We start from the raw sequence: 19,886 nt of genomic DNA on the forward strand, positions 1-19,886 counted from the left end.
ACGTAGCCGCCATTGATGCGAGTGTAGGGACCGAGAATGAAAAAGTGGATGATAGTGGCCGCGCTGGCGCTGAGTGGCTGTGCGCAGATCAGCAATTATGACCAGGCGGTGAAAACCCCGGCGCCGCTGGAGCTGCAAGGCAACTGGCAAACCGTGGGCCCGCAAAGCAAGCTGATCAGCAAGCAAGCGATGGGCAGCCTGATTATCGGTGCCGAAGGCGACACGCTGGATTGCCGTCAGTGGCAGCGCGTGATTGCCAAACCGGGCAAATTAACCCGTCTGGGCGATGATTGGGTCAACGTGACGCGCCAGGTGCGCGTGATGCCGCTGGTGCTGGAGAACGGTGAGCTGCGTTACGATGGGTTGAGACTGCGTAAAGTGGATCGGCCAACCGTTGAGTGCCAGCAGGCGCTGGAAGAAGTGGCAAAGCGTCCGAATGAGGCGGTGATTCAGGATATCGAGCCAGAGATTATGCGCCCGGTTACGACGGCGACGCAGAAGTAGTTTTCCCTCACCCTAACCCTCTCCCACAGGGAGAGGGAACCGATCGAGCCCATCTGGCATACTGCAGCATCTCCCTCTCCCTGTGGGAGAGGGAACCGATCGAGCCCATCTGACATATTGCAGCATCTCCCTCTCCCTGTGGGAGAGGGCCGGGGTGAGGGCATCAGCGCGCAGAGTCCTACATCTAACCCTGCGGCAAATACACGCTACCTTGCTTACCATACGCGCTCATCACCGATTTCTGCATCGATGACTGGCCCACCAGCTGCGTCAATTCATCCATACGCAACTGCAGCAGACGTTTCACTTCGCTCTCATTATCAAGAATATGGCGTAACACCGGACGCAACTGCTCTTGCAGCTGGCGCGACGGTGCGGCGGCTTCGGTTGTTTGCGCCAGTCTTTGCACCGCACTGACATAGTCCACTTCCTTGGTAATCAAATCATCCCATTCGCCTTCTGCTGCCAGACGCAGCATTCCATGGCTGAGATCGAGTAACTGTTGGTAAACGGTGACGAGTGGCGGTGCAATATTCATTAAACGGCGTCCTGAAGGTGTTGAGGTTGTACGACTTCTTTCCAGGCATCAGCGATATTGCGCAGAAGACCTTCAACTTCTTCGAGGGCTTCGACATCATTACGCAGATTAGCCTGAACCAGACGGCGAACCATATAGGAATAGAGCCCTAACAGGTTGTCGGTCAGGTCATCGCCTGATTGCTCATTGAGGCCCTGCTTGAGTCCGCCCTCAATGATATTAATGGCCTTGGAAATCGAGTTACCTTTTCCCTGGATATTGTTGTCCTGCATAAACAGGCGGGCGCGGACCAGTGCGCTGATCGCACCGTCAAACAGCAAGGTAATCAGCTGCTGTTGATTGGCGCTCATCACTGAGCTTTCCACCCCGATTTTTGCGTAGGCTTGTGTGCCATTAGCGCTGTACATGGTCACTCCTAATTATTTTGAACTGCTTGACGTCATATTCTCGAACTGCTGCGTCAGATAATCGCTGGTGCTGTTCAACGAGTTCATGGTGACGTCGAGTTGCGTAAACTGCGCTTTGTAACGCGCAATCAGGTTATTGATGCGCGTATTGGTGCTGTTGTACTGCTCAGTCAGGGTATTCAGCGTTTTACTGACACCATCTTTCGCCGACTGAATGCTGCCGGTTGATGACAGCCAGCTGGTCAGGTTTGTCGCCAGCTTCGTGGTAATGCCGGTGGTTTTACCGTCACCCACAATCATCTCTTTAATGCCCGTAGGATCTTTGGTGAGTTCCGTTTTTAACTTATCGGCATCCAACGTTAATTCGCCGGTGGTGGGATCCGACGTCACGCCAATCTGTGCCAGCGTTTTATACGCTGATGAACTCGTATTGTTGGTCAGTAGACTTTTAATCTGGGTTTGAATGCTGCGCAGAGTGCTATCCCCGAGCAGGGCACCATTGCTGGAATCTTGCGCATCTGAACCGGTATCCACCGCAGTGTATTTGGTCAGCGCGTTGAACTGATCAAGCAGGTTGTTATACGCATCAACGAAGTTAGAAATAGCCGTTGAGGCTTTAGAAGTATCTTGGGTAATGGTCAGCGATTGATTTCCACTGGTGACATCACTCAGATTCAACGTGATTCCTTCCAGCGCATCACTAATGGTGTTGGTGCTGCTGGTGATAGCCACGTTATTCACGGTTAATTCAGCATCTTGCGCTTTAACGCTGAGGTCGAGTGGGTTATCGGCATCACTTTTCGTGGCATCAAAACCGACAATGCCCTGCAAAGTGTCATCGCCGGTCACGGTGACTGAGGAGACCGCATTCGCTTCACCGGTTTTCGACGCGGTGAGTGAAAGGCGGTATTCACCGTCAGCGACTTTAATAATGCTCGCGCTTACGCCCGCACCGGCGCCGTTAATCGCATCACGCATACCGGTCAGCGAAGTTTGATCGCTGGTCAGCGTAATGTCTTTGCTGGTGCCGTCCGCCAATTTGATCGACAAGGTGCGGCTGGCATCAGAACTACCCAGTGCGGTGGTATTACTGGTTTGAATACCGGAAGTCAGCGTTTGTGCCTGCGCCAGTTGCGTAACGCTGATGCTGTATTTGCCCGCAACGGTGTTGCCCGATGTCGTTGCGCTGAACGCACTTGAGGTGCTGGTTGCCGTAGTCGCGCTAAACAGATCTGCGCTATTCAGCGCGGTGTTCGCGGTTTGAAAGGCGGTTAATGCACTGGATAACGTACCGTAGGCACTCAGTTTGGCGGTATAAGCGCTCTGCTGAGTAGTAATCGGCGTAAGTGAGGCTTTTTCCGCCGTGGTTAAACTATCCAAAATACTGCTTAAGTCGAGGCCTGAACCGACACCGAGGGTAGAGATACTAGCCATGTTGTTTCCTTTTCATGTCGACACGGAAAGTGATACCGCGGTTATCGGCTTTATAGGCTCAAAGTTTAGAATTTTTTACCAGCGGCTAATAAAGCGAATAAGGCATATAGAGAAGGGTATTTCTGGCGCTAGAAAAAATGATCAAGTCGGACTAAAGATGTCTACAGAGAGGGCGATAAAGATAAGCGTGACAGGTTGAAGGGAAAAATTTTCACCTGGTCCTAAAAAAAATCTAAAGGTTGTTTAAGGGCAGACGATAACAACTTTGACGGCGCTGAAGCCGGCGGGTTGAAGCCCACACCTTAACCGAAAGACTTGATTAACAGGAATAATTATCATGGCCCAAGTCATTAATACCAACAGCCTCTCGCTGATCACACAGAACAACATCAACAAAAACCAGTCTGCAATGTCTACCGCTATTGAGCGCCTGTCTTCAGGTCTGCGTATCAACAGCGCTAAAGATGACGCAGCAGGTCAGGCAATTGCTAACCGCTTCCAGTCTAACATCAACGGTTTGACTCAGGCGGCACGTAACGCCAACGACGGTATCTCTGCAGCGCAGACCACTGAAGGCGCACTGTCAGAAATCAACAACAACTTACAGCGTGTTCGTGAACTGACTGTACAGTCTCAGAACGGCACCAACAGCCAGTCTGACCTGGACTCAATCCAGGACGAAATCAAATCCCGTCTGGATGAAATTGACCGCGTATCTGGTCAGACTCAGTTCAACGGCGTGAACGTGCTGGCTAAAGACGGCACCATGAAAATCCAGGTTGGCGCGAACGATGGCCAGACTATCTCAATCGACCTGAAGCAAATCGACAGCAAAACTCTGGGCCTGACAGGTTTCAACGTAAACGGTTCTGGTTCAGTAGCTAACACTGCTGCAACTAAAGCTGATTTGGATTCAGCACAGATTGGTGCTGCTCCAACTCCAGCGGCTAACGGCGTAACCACTTACACCGTAAGTGCTGGCCTGAAAGAGTCAACTGCTGCACAAGCATTTTCAAGCCTTGCAGATGGTGCAGTTGTTACTACCACAATTAGCAACGGTTTTGGTGCTGCTGCTGCATCTAATACCTATACCTTAGATAAAGCTGCAGGTACTTATTCGTTTGATGTGGCATCAAGCACTGCAGTAACCGGTGCTCAGGTTCAGTCTTACCTGACGCCTAAAGCTGGTGATACCGCTAGCCTGAGTGTTAAAATTGGTACAACTTCAGTAGACGTAAACCTGTCAAGCGATGGCAAAATCACTGCTAAAGACGGTTCTGCACTGTATATCGACTCAACTGGTAACCTGACCCAGAACAGTGCCGGCTCACCTGCTGCTGCAACACTGGATGGTCTGACCAAGAACACCAATGGTGCTGCCCCTGTTCCAGTCACTATCACTACCGCTGATAATACTGTAATCACTTTTGCGGGTGACGATGATGGTGCTGATGTTGGAGCAATTGGCCTGACTGGCGTTAAAATGACAGCTGCTGCTCTGCAGTCAGCTTCAACTGGTACTGGTTTCACTTCAGGTACTGGCGCGACTGAAGTTGCAGTGGATGCTGCTGGTGCAGTAACTTATGGTGGCGCTCAAGCTTACACCAATACTGATGGCTCTCTGACTGGTGTTAACACTAAATCTCTGTTCCTGCAAACTGATGGTTCAGTAACTAACGGTTCAGGCAAAGCAGTTTACAAAGATGCTGATGGCAAATTCACTACTGATGCAGCGACTACTGCAGCAACCACTGCTGACCCGCTGAAAGCACTGGATGCCGCTATCAGCGACATCGATAAGTTCCGTTCTTCACTGGGTGCGATTCAGAACCGTCTGGATTCAGCGGTAACTAACCTGAACGACACCACGACTAACCTGTCTGAAGCACAGTCTCGTATTCAGGATGCTGACTACGCCACTGAAGTTTCAAACATGTCTAAAGCACAGATCATTCAGCAGGCGGGTAACTCAGTGTTGGCTAAAGCTAACCAGGTTCCACAGCAGGTTCTGTCTCTGCTGCAGGGCTAATCGCTCTAAGCTTCTTGCTTATCAGACCCCGCTTCGGCGGGGTTTTTTTTGGAGAAAATACCATGACCAAACTTCTGATGCCGCATATTGGTGAACTACTCACGTTTAAAGAAATTGATGATAAGTATCGTCAGGATATTAAGGACCAAACGGGCTTGCAGAATAGCGGATTTCTTAGGCCCAACGGCAGACACAAATTACCTCGTGCCATTTTCGCGGAAGCTTCGCTGAACGGTGACATTGATGAACTGTTATTTGTTGGCGATGGTAAAGGTAACTATCGAACGAACTTTGTAAATCTGCTCACCAACAACAAAGGTATTTGGGTTTTTCGCCGTACAAATTCACGCCAAAATAAATGGCGGGTTGCTGGCGAAGCCAGAGTGGAAGCATTATTAAAACCCAATGATGGTGAATTAAAGAAACTCTTAAAGAAATCAGGCCATAAGTTGATCGAGCAAGATCAACGCTGGCAGCTTATAAATGCGCAGGGCGAGCCGCAATTTAGTGCCGCACGTGATTTCACCTATGCAGTGAAACTCATCTATACCCAACAAGCTGAATTACCTAAAGATGAGGATGGTGAGGATGTTGGCAGACGGATTGAGCGTGAAGTTTTGGTGAGAATGGATCAGCAAAAGCTTCGAAACACATTACTCAACTATTATCCTGGCTGTGTGGTCACTGGATTACCCCACAATGAACAAGCAGCCTCTTGGCTTGAAGCTGCGCACATCGGAGATGATAAAAATAACGAAAAACATTTCCGCCACAATGGTCTGGACAATGGTTTGCTGCTGCGCAGTGATTTGCACCGCTTATTTGATGCTAAAATCCTTACCATTAACCCTAATAATGGCGCAGTTGAACTCTTAACCCATGATGCCGCATTACTGAAAACATATAAAAAAATTAATGGGCGAACCTGTAAACATTGGGATGAAATTAAACGTTACGCCAACATCCAATTTTTGAAACGACATTATAATGTTTGTCAGGATAAATTTAAGAATCTTAGCTAAAGTCCGCTCTGGTTTACTTGATACCTGCATATAAATAATATGTGGGTATACTTTTTAAAATAATCCTCACAGGACGTGATCTATGCGCATTCTTCTCTTTGTTGTTCTGCTGTTGTCCGGTTGTGCTGTACCAAAACATCCTCGCTCTCATGTTAACGTTCCGCCGCCGCCGGTGGTGACCGATCTCCACAGCTATATCGCCGGAATCAACTATGCCATCACCACGCAGTTATTTGATGCCGATACCTACGCAGGCAAAACCTGCGATGTGCGACTTGATTTGGATGAGAAGGGACAATTGACGGACTTCCATGTTTTAACCGGCGATCCCAGCTTATGCACGGCTGCCTCGGATGCGCTAAAAAATGCTACGTTTCCGGCACCGCCGTCGCCAGAGATACACAAGGTGCTTACGCATCCGGTACTGCATTTTGCGCCAGAGAAGTAAACGGTCGCCATAAATGGCGCCCCTACGACGAACGCCTTTGTAGGGTCGCCATTTATGGTGACCTGGAGCAAAACCAACCCAGTGATTCCTTCTGCACTAATCCAAATCCCATCCCAACAAAAACAACGATTTCACCAAGCACCAAACATCCTCAGAAAAGTAACCGCCTTGTTACAGTCCGTACCAAATCTGCCGATAACTCCCCTCAGAACCATTCCAATTTTTGAACCACATTTTTCCGTTTCTGGGGTGTCTATGCGCTTCAATTATGACTTGTTACCGGGTGAGCTACTGACCTTCGAAGAGATTGCGCTGCGCTACACGCAGCAGCATCCTGATGAAAAGGAACTCACCGCTCGCGGGTTGCTGAGCCCGTCGACCAGTTTTCGCAATTTAGTGATCCGCGCACTTTTTGCGCAGGAGGAGATCAACAGTCCAATTGAGGATCTGTTGTTTGTTTCCGACGATAATGAGCGCAAAAATTATCTGCGCCGCTTTGAGCATTACCTGAAGAACCAAATGGCGTTTCTCTATTTCCGTCGCAACGATGAGGCGCGCAAAGAAGGGCGCTGGAAAGTGGTCGGCGAAACCCAGGTGTTTGCCATGCTCGATCCCAATTCGGCAGCGGCGCAGAATCTGCTCAACAGCCGGGGCTTTAAGCTGGTGCTGATGCGGCAGACCGAAGAGGATGAGTATTGGCAGCTGTTCGATGCGCAGGCGCATCCGTGCTTCCCGCTGTCGCGCAAAATCCAGTTTCTGGTGGTGTTGAGCACGCCGCAATACAAAGTGCCGAGCGGCGTGATGCCCGGCACCGAAGTGGGGCGACGCGTGAAAGCCAAAGTGCTGCAGCGCACCAGTCAGGCGGAGTTCACCTCGGCGGTGAAAGCGCGCTACGGCGCCTGCATCATCACCGGCACGCAACTGACCGAACGTCACAGCTGGCCGTGGGTGGAAGCCTGCTACATCGACACGCAAGAGAACGAAGAGGGCTTTCTGGCGGATAACAGCGCCGATAACGGCTTATTCCTGCGCAGCGACCTGCAGCGGCTGTTTATCAACAAAATGATAAGCATCAACGCGGAAACGGGTCAGGTGCTGTTTAATCCTGCGCTGGAAACTGAAGCGTTGATTACCCCTTTTTATCAGGCACTTGAGGGCAAAGTTTGCGCATTATGGGATGCGGTGCCGCCTGGCACGCGGGAAAGACTGCGTAATTTGCGCTAACGCCCGCGCGGATGGCGGTGCGATCCACCGCCATCCATAACAAATTTGAAATAACCTCGCTTTTGCCCGCCTATTCTGCCAATCAAAACCCCTACAGAATTGGATAATCATGCCGATAACTTTACTAACGCAGGGTAGTCAACGTGAACGATCTCTATACCGCCGATGGCGTGATGGATAAACATTCGCTCTGGCAGCGCTACGTTCCTCTGGTGCGGCATGAAGCGCTACGCCTGCAGGTACGTTTGCCAGCCAGCGTTGAGCTTGACGATCTGCTGCAGGCCGGTGGCATTGGCTTATTGAATGCCGTGGAGCGCTACGACGCGTTACAGGGCACCGCCTTTACCACCTACGCCGTGCAGCGTATCCGGGGAGCAATGCTGGATGAACTGCGCAGTCGCGACTGGGCACCACGCAGCGTACGCAGAAATGCGCGCGAAGTCGCAGGTGCCATGCATCAGGTAGAACAAGCGTTGGGGCGCTCGGCTACTGAGCAGGAAGTGGCTGAGCGCCTGAATGTTTCGCTGGAGGAGTATCGGCAGATTCTGCTCGATACCAACAACAGCCAACTCTTCTCCTACGACGAGTATCGGGAAGAACACGGCGACAGTGCGGAGCTGGTGACGGAGGGGCATGAGGAAGCCAACCCGCTTCATCAGTTGTTGGAAGGAAACCTACGTGACCGCGTAATTGAAGCGATTGAGGCGTTGCCTGAACGTGAAAAACTCGTGCTCACACTGTACTACCAGGAAGAACTGAACCTGAAGGAGATTGGCGCGGTGCTGGAAGTGGGGGAATCCCGCGTCAGCCAACTGCACAGTCAGGCGATCAAACGCCTGCGTGCCCGATTATCGGGGGCGCGCTAACAGACTCAGTTCCTGGCGATCGAAAAAAACAATAAAACCGGGGACTCAGCAATGGGAGCCAAAGTTAAAGCCAGACCGTTAAGTCGCTATCTTAAAGACTATAAGCACAGCCAAAGCAATTGTTCACACTGTGGCAAAGTTTTAGATCGTATGGCGTTAGTCTTTCGCGGCCAGATCATCAATAAAGAGGCCATCGCACGCATGGACCAAATGATTGACGATCAGGTGTGGATGAAACTCCAGCCAGAATTGACCGCCTTGTGTCGTTTCTGCAGCGATATTTTCTGTAATACCCATCCGAATTACTTCGACATTATGGCGTTTAAGCAATACCTGTTTGAGCAGACGGAGATGAGCCACAGTACCATACGTGAGTATGTAGTACGTTTGCGTCGGCTTGATGACATGCTGAAGGCGAAAAATTTCCCGGCCGATCGTTTACGGGGCAATAGCTGGCATGAGTGTCTGGAGAACGATCTGCCTGATGCGGGTAATAACAATTACCGCATCGCACTGCGCAAATATGACCAGTTTTTAGGCTGGCAGCAGGGCTGATGGTGAATCCACCCTTGTTGTTGTCGAGCATGACAGCAACAAGGGCAGCACGCGGTGAATTCCGGGTGCGACTTTTCTCATCTTCTGCAACACTGTATGGATAACTGCACATTGCCCGAATGGAGGCTGCATTGTCCTTACATCTTCTGCACCAGTTCCCACGTCTTGAATTACTCGGTGCACCTACGCCGCTTGAGCATTTGCCACGGCTTTCTGACTATCTGGGTCGCGATATCTTTATTAAGCGCGATGACTTCACGCCGGTTGCCCTCGGCGGTAACAAACTGCGTAAACTCGAATTCCTTGCTGCGGATGCGCTGCGCGAAGGCGCGGATGTGCTGCTGACGGCGGGCGCCATTCAATCTAACCATGTGCGTCAAACCGCCGCCGTGGCGGCGAAGCTCGGCCTGAAGTGCGTGGCGCTGCTGGAAAACCCGATTGACACCACAGCAGAAAACTATCTCAGCAACGGCAACCGCTTGCTGCTCGATTTGATGGATGTGGAAATCGTCATGGTCGATGCGCTGCACAATCCCACTGAACAGCTGGCCGCGCAGGCCGAACACCTCGAAGCACAGGGATTCCGACCGTACATTGTGCCGGTTGGCGGCTCCAATGCACTCGGTGCGCTCGGTTACGTTGAGTGCGCGCAGGAGATTGCCCATCAAAGCGAAGGCGTGGTGGATTTTGCCGCAGTGGTGGTGGCTTCCGGCAGCGCCGGCACGCACGCGGGTTTGGCGATTGGTCTGGAGCAATTGCTGCCAGAAACCGAGCTGGTGGGCGTCACCGTATCGCGTAAAGTTGAGGCGCAGTTGCCGGTGGTGGAACGCATTCGTAGCGCGTTAGCCGAGCAGCTGGAAGTGCAGGCCAAAGCACCGATCACCTTGTGGGATGATTACTTCGCGCCGCGTTATGGCGAACCCAACGAAGAGGGCATGGCGGCGGTGAAACTGCTGGCGCGCCTGGAAGGCATCATGCTCGATCCGGTGTACACCGGCAAAGCGATGGCGGGATTAATCGATGGTATTGCGCAAAATCGCTTCCGTCGTGAAGGTCCGCTGCTGTTCGTGCATACCGGTGGATCGCCGGCGTTATTTGCTTATCACCCTTCGATCTGAGACAGAACGTAAAAACGGTTTATAATCCGGCGGTTATTCAGAAGAGGTCGCCATGCATGGCGACCCTACAAAGCACACAACAACACATCACAATAAATGGGGTAAACATGATTTTCTCTCCTATTCGTCGCCAAATGGTGATGGGCATGATGGCGGTCGCGCTGGTTGCGGGCGTTAACGTTAAATCCTTCGCCGCAGAAGATTTGCTGGCAAAAGTGAAGAGTAAAGGTGAGCTTCGCGTCGGTCTTGAAGGCACGTATCCGCCGTTCAGCTTCCAGGACGAAAAAGGCCAGCTGACCGGTTTTGAAGTGGAATTCGCGCAGGCGCTGGCTCAACACCTTGGCGTGAAAGCCGATCTGCGTCCGACCAAATGGGACGGTATGCTGGCCTCGCTGGATTCTAAACGCATCGATGTGGTGATCAATCAGGTCACCATCTCGCCAGAGCGCAAGAAAAAGTATGACTTCTCTACGCCGTACACCATTTCTGGCGTGCAGGCGCTGACGCTGAAGAAAAACGCAGCAACCGTCACCAAGCCAGACGATCTGGCCGGCAAGAAAGTCGGCGTCGGTCTCGGTTCCAACTACGAGCAGTGGCTGAAGGATAACGTGCCAAAAGCCGATGTGCGTACCTATGATGATGACCCAACCAAGTATCAGGATCTGCGTTCAGGCCGTTTAGATGCCATTCTGGTGGACCGCTTAGCGGCGCTGGATCTGGTGAAGAAAACCGGCGACACCATGGCGGTGGCTGGTCCGGCCTTTTCCCGTTTGGAATCAGGCGTGGCGCTGCGTAAAGGCAACGACGATCTGCTGAAAGCCATCGACTCCGCCATCGCGGACATGCAGAAAGATGGCTCGCTGAGCAAACTGTCTGAGAAATGGTTCGGCGCGGACGTCACTAAATAATGCAGGAAAGCTTACAACTGGTGCTGGATTCAGCACCCTTTTTACTGAAAGGCGCGCTGTTCACGCTGCAGCTGAGTATCGGCGGGATGTTCTTCGGCCTGATACTTGGCTTCGTGCTGGCGCTAATGCGTCTGTCGCACTTCTGGCCAATCAACTGGCTGGCGCGCATCTACGTGTCGATTTTTCGTGGCACGCCGCTCATCGCTCAACTGTTTATGATCTATTACGGTCTGCCACAGTTTGGTATCGAGCTGGATCCGATTCCGTCGGCGATGATTGGTCTGTCGCTGAATACCGCTGCTTACGCTTCTGAATCACTGCGTGGCGCGATTGCCTCGATTGAACGCGGGCAGTGGGAAGCCGCTGCCAGCATTGGCATGACGCCGTGGCAAACGCTACGCCGCGTAATCCTGCCGCAGGCCGCGCGCACCGCGCTGCCGCCGCTGGGCAACAGCTTTATCAGCCTGGTGAAAGATACCTCGCTGGCCGCCACCATTCAGGTGCCGGAGCTGTTCCGTCAGGCGCAGCTGATCACCTCACGGACGCTGGAAGTGTTCACCATGTATCTGGCGGCCTCGCTGATTTACTGGGTGATGGCGACCGTGCTGTCGGCGTTGCAAAATCGCCTGGAAGCGCATGTGAATCGACAGGATCGGGAGGGCAAATGAGTGCAATTGAAGTCCGTCAGCTGGTGAAACAGTTTCACGGCCAGACGGTGCTGCACGGCATCGATCTCGACGTGGCACCTGGCGAAGTGGTGGCCATTATCGGGCCAAGCGGCTCCGGTAAAACCACGCTGCTGCGCAGTATCAATTTGCTGGAAGTACCGGAAAGCGGACGTATTAAAGTCGGTGATATTGCCATTGATGCGGCGCTCGGCCTCAATAAGCAGAAGCAGCTGGTGCGCCAGTTGCGTCAGCAGGTTGGCTTTGTATTCCAGAACTTCAATCTGTTCCCGCACCGCTCGGTGCTGGAGAACATCATTGAAGGGCCGGTGATCGTCAAAGGTGAACCGAAGGCGGAAGCCATCGCGCGGGCGCGCAGTTTGCTGGAGAAAGTGGGATTGCACGGCAAGGAAGAGAGTTTTCCGCGTCGTCTTTCTGGCGGACAGCAGCAGCGTGTGGCGATTGCCCGCGCGCTGGCGATGCGTCCGGAAGTGATTCTGTTCGATGAGCCGACGTCGGCGCTTGATCCTGAGCTGGTGGGCGAGGTGCTTAACACCATTCGCGCGCTGGCGCAGGAGAAACGCACCATGGTGATCGTCACCCATGAGATGAGCTTTGCGCGTGACGTCGCGGATCGCGCCATCTTTATGGATCAGGGACGCATCGTGGAGCAGGGCGCGGCAAAAGAGCTATTCAGTAATCCGCAGCAGGCGCGTACCCGGCAATTTCTCGACAAGTTTTTGAACCAGTGATTTAAACGGCAGGTCACCATAAATGGCGACCCTACGAAGACCATGCGCATCCTGCACGCTACATCGTAGGGTGCGCATTCATGCGCACCGCTTAACCGCTCATCGATATTTCTACTCAATTGCAAGACGTACATTAAAGAAATAACCGGTTTTTATTCATTATCTGCTGGTCTTTATCTCTCGGTTTTATCCTAAAGTTAATTTCATAATTAAATATAACGCATTGAATTTAATGATAAATTAACTCCCTCTCGCCTTAGTGCTTCCGAGATTTTCCTTATTAGGAAAGTCCTGATTGAGACATCTTTGTAAATATAAATAATTCTTTACAAATTCATGGCGCAATTAGGACATAGCAATGACGACTGCCAGGAAAGAGGTCCTCTGGATCAACACGCTCAAAGGGGGCTGTATTTTGATGGTGGTGTTACATCACTCCATCATCACCACGTTCGCGCCTTCGCTGCATCATCTCACCGCTGGACTGCTGCCCGCACACTGGTGGGTGGCATTTAACACCTATCTGTCACCGCTGCGTATGCCGGCCTTCTTTTTTGTCTCCGGTTTGCTGGCTGCCAGTTCAATCACCAAAAAGAGCTGGAAAGAGGTGTTCACCAAGAAGTTCAGCAACATCGTCTACCTCTACCTGCTGTGGGGCGTCATTCAGTGGCTGAGCATTCACTACATCTCCACGCATCTCGGGGAACGGCTCTCCAGCACCAAAAACGCCGCCTATGCGGACACGCCGTTTGAGTTCGTTAAGCTGCTGATGACCTCGATGACGAGCCTCTGGTATCTCTACGCGCTGGCCGGATTCTTCCTGTTCACCAAGCTGTTCCACAAACAGAAGCTGGCCTTAATGGCGCTGGCGATTGTCGCCACCTACGCGGCACAATTCAGCCTGATTCCCGGCTGGGGACCTGCCAGCGTGGCGCAGAACTATCTCTACTTCCTGCTCGGCGTGTTCTTCAGCCAGGCGTTGATTGAGTTGAGTGAGCTGAAGCGTCAGCACTGGTTGATGATGGGCGGCATTGCGCTGATCGGTCTGCTGCATCATGTCGGTGGCATCTACAAAAATCCGTTCTACAGCCTGCTGACCATCGTGTTTGGCATTGTGCTGTGCCGCTTCCTCAATGAACGATTCAATATGGCGTGGCTCAACTGGATTGGCCGCAACACGCTGCAAATCTACGTGCTGCACCGCATCTTTATTGAGCTGCTGGGGCTGAGTGCGATCGTGCTGGCGGTGCAATATGGCTGGTTTGACAATACCGCCTTTAGCTGGGTATGGGCGCTGTTGATGCCAATTACCGGCGTTGCGTTGTGTACCAGTATTTCTCTGCTGGTGTGGACGCTGCTCAACCGGGGGCCGGGCCGCATGCTATTTCTCTATCCGCGCCTGTTGCGTAAATCTGCGCTCGAAAGCAAAAGCGCGCCGCAGCAATAATTTAATCGGGCCAGTTTTTTTGGTCCTGATTTTGTTTGTTATTCGGTCGCCATTAATGGCGACCCTACAACTTCCGCGTTACCACAACGCTAATATTCACGCTTATCCATTTGCCACATTAAATAATTCTTTATTTAGGATTTGAATTTAATCTGGCATAAGAAAGGGTGGATTGTTCTTAATTTCCCTACGCGACACCGCTCACACTTATTTTACTTAATAACCTTTTAGTGACTCTAATTAAGGCAAATTTCCTTAGCCTGCTCAGGGTTCTATTTTTGTCTGGATGTGTAAAGTATTGTTATATCAGGACCACAAAAAAACATTTAGGACTTTCGCTACATCATGCCCGGCCCGCCTGTTGAATAATCGTTGAATAATCATAAATGCATCAACGCTTATTTCCTCAACCTTCTCCTTTAAGACCTACACAGCAACAGCAGCGGGAGTCATCATATGAATAACGCCAGGAAAGAAGATATCGCATGGATAAATACCCTCAAGGGAGCCTGCATATTACTGGTGGTGTTGTATCACACCGTATTACCTGGATTCGAAGGTACGGTTAAATTATTGACGGCGGGTTGGATCCCCGCAGAAATATGGGTGCAGTTTAATACCGTATTGTCGCCGCTGCGTATGCCAGCGTTTTTCTTTGTATCGGGTTTATTAGCCACCAACGGTATTTTAAATCGGCCGTGGAAACAGGTGTTTACCAGCCGCATCACCAACCTGTTCTATCTCTATATTCTTTGGGGCTTTATTCAGTGGTGGTCGATTGTTGGCATCTCAACCGAGATCACCGGACAGCGTATTTCGCAGAACCTCAATGCGGCGTATGCCGGTTCGCTGCTGGAATTCTTAAAGCTCACGTTCCTCGCCATGAGCACCTCCTGGTATCTCTACGGCTTAGCGCTCTATTTCCTGTGCGCCAAGATCTTTAAACAGCAGAAAGTGGCGTTGCTGGTAGTGGCAATTGCGCTGAACTATCTGGCGGTGGAGAAGATCATTCCCTATTGGGGACCACAGAGCGTGGCGCAGTATTTCCTGTTCTTCCTGCTGGGGGCGTTCTGGAGCCCAATGATGCTGCGTCTCAGTGAATGGCGTCGCGACAACATTGTGCCCTGGGCGATCCTGGCCGCGGTATCTGGCCTGCACGTCATCTTTGGGTTGGATAAGAGTTTGTTCCTGTGCATCCTTGCGGTGCTGTTCAGCGTGGCGGCGTGCCGCTGGCTCAATGCACACTTCAAAATGAGTTATCTTAACTGGGTTGGGCGTAACACGCTGCAAATCTACGTGATACACCGCATCTTCATTGAGTTCTTCGGTATGTCAGCGATTCTGTTCGCCCAGCGTCATCACCTGTTTGAGCAAGCGTGGTTCTCGATATTGTGGGCCTGCTTCTATCCGCTGGCGATCGTCGGGATCTGTTCGCTGTGTTCGGTTGCGGTGTGGCAAGTGACCAATCGTGGATTGGGGCAGTCGCTGTTTGTGTTTCCAACGTTGATTGGGTTAAAGCGGAATAAGTCTGCGGCGTGAAAAAAGGTCGCCATAAATGGCGACCCTACGTTGTTACTGTTAACCGATGGTCATCAAACTCGCATTACCGCCCGCTGCGGCGGTATTGACGCTCAGTGAACGCTCAATCAGCAAACGTTCCAGCAGCAGATTGGTTTCGCCGCGCGCAAAGCCCTGCACCGAAACAATCGCGCCATCGCGTGCCGCCACCTGCTCACACAAACTCCGCAGTTGATCGGCATCACCGTGATAAATCACAGCATCAAATTCCGCCGCCAGTGCATCCTTCACCAGCTTGACGTGCGCTTGCACTTCCGCCGGTAAAGATTTACGCAGCGCACGATGCAACTCATCATCCTGCCAGAGGGCATGGCTGCCGACGCTGGTTACCGCCGCCAACTGCGTCAGCGCATCTTCCGCGTTATCGGCAATGCACAACACATGTTCACGCGGCAGCAGGGTGAAGGTGTTGCGCTCGCCGGTTGGGCCCGGCAACAGACGCACCGTACCGGCCTGAGCCAGTTCGTCGTAACGTTGACACAGCGCCAGCAGCTCGGGCTTATCCTGCGCCCATTGCTGCAAGGCCTGATGCGCACGCATCAACTCGGCACGCACCGTACTGTCAACCGGACGCTCGGCATCCTGACGATCAAAGGTAATACGCAGCGCGCCATCGGGACGATTGGCCAGCAGGCGATAAAGATAGAGCGGGCCACCGGCTTTCGGACCGGTACCCGACAAACCTTCGCCGCCGAACGGCTGCACGCCAACCACCGCACCCACCATATTGCGGTTCACGTAAAGGTTGCCGACTTTAGCGGTCGCCGTAACCTGCGCGATAGTTTCATCGATACGCGTATGCACGCCGAGCGTCAGGCCATAACCCGACGCGTTAATCTGCTCAACCAGCTGCGGCAAGTTGTTACGCGAGAAACGCACTACGTGTAGCACCGGACCAAACACCTCTTTATCGAGATCGCTGACCTGATCCAGCTCAATCAGCGTTGGCTTAATGAAGGTGCCGCTGTTCCACTCTTTGGTGTCCTGCGGATTCTCCTGCGCCGCCTGATACACCTTGAAGCCCTTATTACGCAGCGCCTGAATATGACGCTCGATATTGGCTTTGGCTTCGGCATCAATCACTGGGCCTATGTCAGTCGAGAGACGTTCCGGGTTGCCCATGCGGCACTCCGCCATCGCGCCACGCAGCATTTTCAAGGTGTGATCGGCCACATCATCCTGGATGCACAGCAGACGCAGCGCCGAGCAGCGTTGACCGGCGCTATCAAACGCTGAGGCAACGATATCGACAACCACCTGTTCGGTGAGCGCCGAGGAATCCACGATCATCGCGTTCATGCCGCCGGTTTCGGCGATCAGCGGCGTTGGACGACCCTGAGGATCAAGACGACCGGCCAGATTGCGCTGCAGCAGCGTTGCTACCGCCGTTGAACCGGTAAACATCACACCGCGCACGCGTTCGTCGCCAGTCAGTTGCGCGCCCACGGTTTCGCCCTGGCCCGGCAACAGTTGCAGCACACCTTTCGGTACGCCAGCATCCAGCAGAATTTGCACCGCTTGCGCAGCGATTAGCGGAGTTTGCTCCGCCGGTTTCGCCAGTACGCTGTTACCGGCTGCCAGCGCAGCGGCAACTTGTCCGGCAAAGATTGCCAGCGGGAAGTTCCACGGGCTAATGCACACCACCGGACCCAGCGGGCGATGGGTTTCGTTATCGAAATCGTCGCGTACCATGCCCGCGTAGTAGTAAAGGAAATCGACCGCTTCACGCACTTCGGCGATGGCGTTGTTGTAGGTTTTACCGGCTTCACGCACCAGCAAGCCAATCAGCTGCTGCATCTGGCCTTCCATCGCTTCGGCAGCACGTTCCAGAATCGCGGCACGTTCCTGCGGCGGCGTGGCGAACCAGATTGGACCGGCATTCACCGCCGCATCCAGCGCATCTGACACTTCGGCTTCGGTGGCTTCACGCACGCTGCCCACCACATCCGCTGGCGCGGCAGGGTTGAGCACTGGACGGCTGACGCCTTCACCTAATTCACCTTCCACCAGCGGCTGAGCAATCCACGGCTGGCTGGCGCTGTTAAGCAGGGCGCTGGAGAGTGACGCCAGACGATGTTCGTTGGCCATATCCAGACCAGCGGAGTTGGCGCGCTTGGCACCATACAGATCGCGCGGCAGCGGGATTTTCGGATGCGGTAAACCCACCGCACCTTCCGCGACGCCCATCTTCTCCACGGCAGCCACTGGATCGGCGACCAGCTCATCCAGCGGCAAGGTGTTATCGGCGATGCGGTTAACGAACGAGGTATTGGCACCGTTCTCCAGCAGACGACGCACCAGATACGCCAGCAGCGTTTCGTGGGTGCCAACCGGCGCATAAATACGGCACGGACGATTCAGTTTGCCATCGGCCACTTTACCGACAACCTGCTCGTACAGCGGTTCGCCCATGCCGTGCAGGCACTGGAATTCGTACTGGCCCGGATAGTAGTTGTTGCCCGCCAGCTGATAGATCGCTGCCAGCGTGTGCGCGTTGTGGGTAGCAAACTGCGGATAAATCAGGTTCGGCACCGCCAGCAGTTTGCGTGCGCAGGCCAGATAAGAGATGTCGGTGTACACCTTGCGGGTGTAAACCGGATAGCCTTCCAGGCCATCAATCTGCGCGCGCTTGATTTCGCTGTCCCAATACGCGCCTTTCACCAGGCGGATCATCAGGCGGCGACGGCTGCGCTGCGCCAGGTCGATCAGCGAATCAATCACAAACGGACAGCGCTTTTGATACGCCTGAATCACAAAGCCAATGCCGTTCCAGCCTTCCAGCTCCGGCTCGAAGCAGAGTTTTTCCAGCAGATCGAGCGACAGCTCAAGGCGGTCGGCTTCTTCCGCATCAATGTTGATACCGATGTCGTACGAGCGCGCCAGCAGCGTCAGGGATTTGAGAATGGGATAAAGCTCGTCCATCACGCGTTCATACTGCGCGCGGCTGTAGCGCGGATGCAGCGCCGACAGTTTAATCGAGATGCCCGGACCTTCATAAATACCGCGACCATTCGACGCCTTGCCGATGGCGTGAATCGCCTGCTGGTAGGACACCAAATAGGCTTTGGCATCGCTGGCGGTCAGCGCCGCTTCGCCCAGCATGTCGTAAGAGTAACGGAAACCTTTCTCTTCCAGTTTGCGCGCATTCGCCAGCGCTTCAGCGATGGTTTCACCGGTAACAAACTGTTCGCCCATCAGGCGCATCGCCATATCCACGCCTTTACGGATTAGCGGTTCGCCGCTCTTGCCGATAATGCGATTGAGCGAACGTGACAGGTTAGCTTCGTTGTGGGTGGAGACCAGACGGCCGGTAAACAGCAAGCCCCAGGTGGCGGCGTTGACAAACATCGATGGGCTGCGGCCGAGATGCGACTGCCAGTTGCCGTTGCTGATCTTGTCGCGGATCAGCGCATCACGCGTTGGCTTATCCGGAATACGCAGCAACGCCTCCGCCAGACACATTAGCGCCACACCTTCCTGTGAGGAGAGCGAGAACTCCTGCAGCAAGCTTTGCACCATGCCCGCGCGGCCGGTTGCACCTTTCTGGTGCCGCAACTTGTCGGCGAGGCTGTAAGCCAGCTGATGGGTTTTCTCTGCCAGCGGGGCAGGGAGACGCGCCTGCTCCAGCAGCATCGGTACGGCGTCGGTCTCAGGACGACGCCATGCGGCAGTGATCGCTGAACGCGTTACCGACTGCGGCAAAATATGTTCTGCGAAGTCGAGGAAAGGCTGCAGTGACTCTTCTGGCAGGCCTTCATCACCCAGCGCATCGATTACCTGTTGCGGGATCTCCGGCACGGATTCACCGGCTTCCAGCTGCTCCAGATAGTTAAAAATCGCCTGCTTGATCAGCCAGTGTGATGTGCGGTCCAGTTTCTGTGCTGCCAGTTTAATGCGATCGCGGGTGGCTTCATCCAGCTTCACCCCCATGGTAGTGGTTCCCATGATGTCCTCGTCCTCGAAAAAGTGATTCATCGCTTGCGTGGCAGCAATATCACCTATGTTGCAACTTTGTGCAACCGTGTTAAATGTGACTCAGGTTGCACGTTTTTAACCGCCTTAAATGTTAATGCTGTAAAAGCGGCATGGAACTTGCTGCAAGAAACTCGCCAAGGTTGCAACTGAGATGAACAAAACAGTTTTTGTAGGGTTTAAGGTGCAACTCAAAGTGTGAGCGCGTGCAACCTTATGACAGATGAAATACGAAGTGAGGTGAAACCAATGTGACAGCTGTGTTAAATGCATTGTGCGCGCCGCACCTTTGCGGCAGGATACCGCGCCTTAAGAGAAATCGCTTTCTCTGGATGCGGTCAAATCATGCCGTTGCCCCGTTCCGGCAGCAATGATTAGAAGATTTCTCTTAGTGGATCAAATAATAAGTGGAGAGTCAG

At 53.0% G+C, this 19,886-nt stretch carries 17 protein-coding genes; 13 read left to right on the forward strand and 4 right to left on the reverse strand.

Features of this window, described 5'->3' with window-relative positions; genetic code table 11:
* The first annotated feature begins 36 nt into the window (after positions 1-36).
* Positions 37-504, forward strand: a complete 468-nt coding sequence (yedD, locus tag PanJK_RS04780) for a lipoprotein YedD (protein WP_265297589.1) — start codon at positions 37-39, stop codon at positions 502-504.
* 184 nt (positions 505-688) lie between these two features.
* On the opposite strand, the gene fliT is transcribed toward yedD, so the two are convergent.
* Genes fliT through fliD form a run of 3 tightly spaced genes read right to left on the reverse strand, consistent with a single transcriptional unit; the run spans position 689 to position 2,883 of the window.
* Positions 689-1,042, reverse strand: coding sequence for a flagella biosynthesis regulatory protein FliT (gene fliT / locus PanJK_RS04785; RefSeq protein WP_265297591.1), 354 nt, complete (start codon positions 1,040-1,042; stop codon positions 689-691).
* On the reverse strand, positions 1,042-1,449 hold the full coding sequence (gene fliS / locus PanJK_RS04790; protein ID WP_265297593.1) for a flagellar export chaperone FliS: 408 nt from the start codon (positions 1,447-1,449) through the stop codon (positions 1,042-1,044). Before fliS ends, fliT begins: the two co-directional genes overlap by 1 nt.
* A 12-nt stretch (positions 1,450-1,461) precedes the next feature.
* Entirely contained in the window at positions 1,462-2,883 is a 1,422-nt protein-coding gene (gene fliD, locus PanJK_RS04795) for a flagellar filament capping protein FliD (protein ID WP_265297596.1), read from the reverse strand.
* Positions 2,884-3,220: 337 nt separating this feature from the next.
* Here fliD and PanJK_RS04800 point away from each other — a divergent pair, with 337 nt between their 5' ends.
* From PanJK_RS04800 to PanJK_RS04855, 12 genes are all read left to right on the forward strand, one after another.
* Positions 3,221-4,912: a FliC/FljB family flagellin gene (locus PanJK_RS04800; protein ID WP_265297598.1), complete on the forward strand. Its 1,692-nt coding sequence runs from the start codon at positions 3,221-3,223 to the stop codon at positions 4,910-4,912.
* A gap of 62 nt (positions 4,913-4,974) precedes the next feature.
* Positions 4,975-5,934 carry an HNH endonuclease signature motif containing protein gene (locus tag PanJK_RS04805; protein ID WP_265297600.1) on the forward strand — a complete coding sequence of 320 codons (960 nt, stop codon included), beginning with the start codon at positions 4,975-4,977 and terminating at the stop codon, positions 5,932-5,934.
* Positions 5,935-6,016: 82 nt separating this feature from the next.
* Positions 6,017-6,382 carry a cell envelope integrity TolA C-terminal domain-containing protein gene (locus PanJK_RS04810; protein ID WP_265297602.1) on the forward strand — a complete coding sequence of 122 codons (366 nt, stop codon included), beginning with the start codon at positions 6,017-6,019 and terminating at the stop codon, positions 6,380-6,382.
* Positions 6,383-6,637: 255 nt separating this feature from the next.
* Positions 6,638-7,606, forward strand: a complete 969-nt coding sequence (locus tag PanJK_RS04815) for an HNH endonuclease signature motif containing protein (RefSeq protein WP_265297604.1) — start codon at positions 6,638-6,640, stop codon at positions 7,604-7,606.
* 143 nt (positions 7,607-7,749) lie between these two features.
* The gene (locus tag PanJK_RS04820; protein ID WP_007891379.1) at positions 7,750-8,472 is read left to right on the forward strand and encodes an RNA polymerase sigma factor FliA; all 723 of its coding nucleotides are present in this window, start codon (positions 7,750-7,752) and stop codon (positions 8,470-8,472) included.
* A gap of 51 nt (positions 8,473-8,523) precedes the next feature.
* The gene (fliZ, locus tag PanJK_RS04825) at positions 8,524-9,027 is read left to right on the forward strand and encodes a flagella biosynthesis regulatory protein FliZ (protein WP_007891377.1); all 504 of its coding nucleotides are present in this window, start codon (positions 8,524-8,526) and stop codon (positions 9,025-9,027) included.
* A gap of 131 nt (positions 9,028-9,158) precedes the next feature.
* Positions 9,159-10,145, forward strand: a complete 987-nt coding sequence (locus PanJK_RS04830; protein ID WP_265297609.1) for a D-cysteine desulfhydrase — start codon at positions 9,159-9,161, stop codon at positions 10,143-10,145.
* A gap of 107 nt (positions 10,146-10,252) precedes the next feature.
* Complete coding sequence (tcyJ, locus tag PanJK_RS04835) at positions 10,253-11,053, forward strand: cystine ABC transporter substrate-binding protein (protein WP_256696731.1); 801 nt, start codon at positions 10,253-10,255, stop codon at positions 11,051-11,053.
* Positions 11,053-11,721 carry a cystine ABC transporter permease gene (gene tcyL / locus PanJK_RS04840; protein WP_008105335.1) on the forward strand — a complete coding sequence of 223 codons (669 nt, stop codon included), beginning with the start codon at positions 11,053-11,055 and terminating at the stop codon, positions 11,719-11,721. Before tcyJ ends, tcyL begins: the two co-directional genes overlap by 1 nt.
* Positions 11,718-12,470, forward strand: a complete 753-nt coding sequence (gene tcyN, locus PanJK_RS04845; protein WP_008105333.1) for an L-cystine ABC transporter ATP-binding protein TcyN — start codon at positions 11,718-11,720, stop codon at positions 12,468-12,470. The genes tcyL and tcyN overlap by 4 nt, the downstream gene beginning before the upstream one ends.
* 358 nt (positions 12,471-12,828) lie before the next feature.
* Positions 12,829-13,917, forward strand: coding sequence for an acyltransferase family protein (locus PanJK_RS04850; RefSeq protein WP_265297616.1), 1,089 nt, complete (start codon positions 12,829-12,831; stop codon positions 13,915-13,917).
* A gap of 456 nt (positions 13,918-14,373) precedes the next feature.
* The gene (locus PanJK_RS04855; RefSeq protein WP_265297619.1) at positions 14,374-15,456 is read left to right on the forward strand and encodes an acyltransferase family protein; all 1,083 of its coding nucleotides are present in this window, start codon (positions 14,374-14,376) and stop codon (positions 15,454-15,456) included.
* A gap of 39 nt (positions 15,457-15,495) precedes the next feature.
* Here the strand turns inward: PanJK_RS04855 and putA are convergent, their stop codons facing one another.
* Positions 15,496-19,440 (reverse strand): trifunctional transcriptional regulator/proline dehydrogenase/L-glutamate gamma-semialdehyde dehydrogenase, encoded by a 3,945-nt coding sequence (putA, locus tag PanJK_RS04860; RefSeq protein ID WP_265297622.1) that lies wholly within the window; start codon positions 19,438-19,440, stop codon positions 15,496-15,498.
* Positions 19,441-19,886 lie beyond the last annotated feature (446 nt).

The organism is Pantoea sp. JK, from assembly GCF_026130245.1.
GTDB lineage: Bacteria > Pseudomonadota > Gammaproteobacteria > Enterobacterales > Enterobacteriaceae > Pantoea > Pantoea trifolii.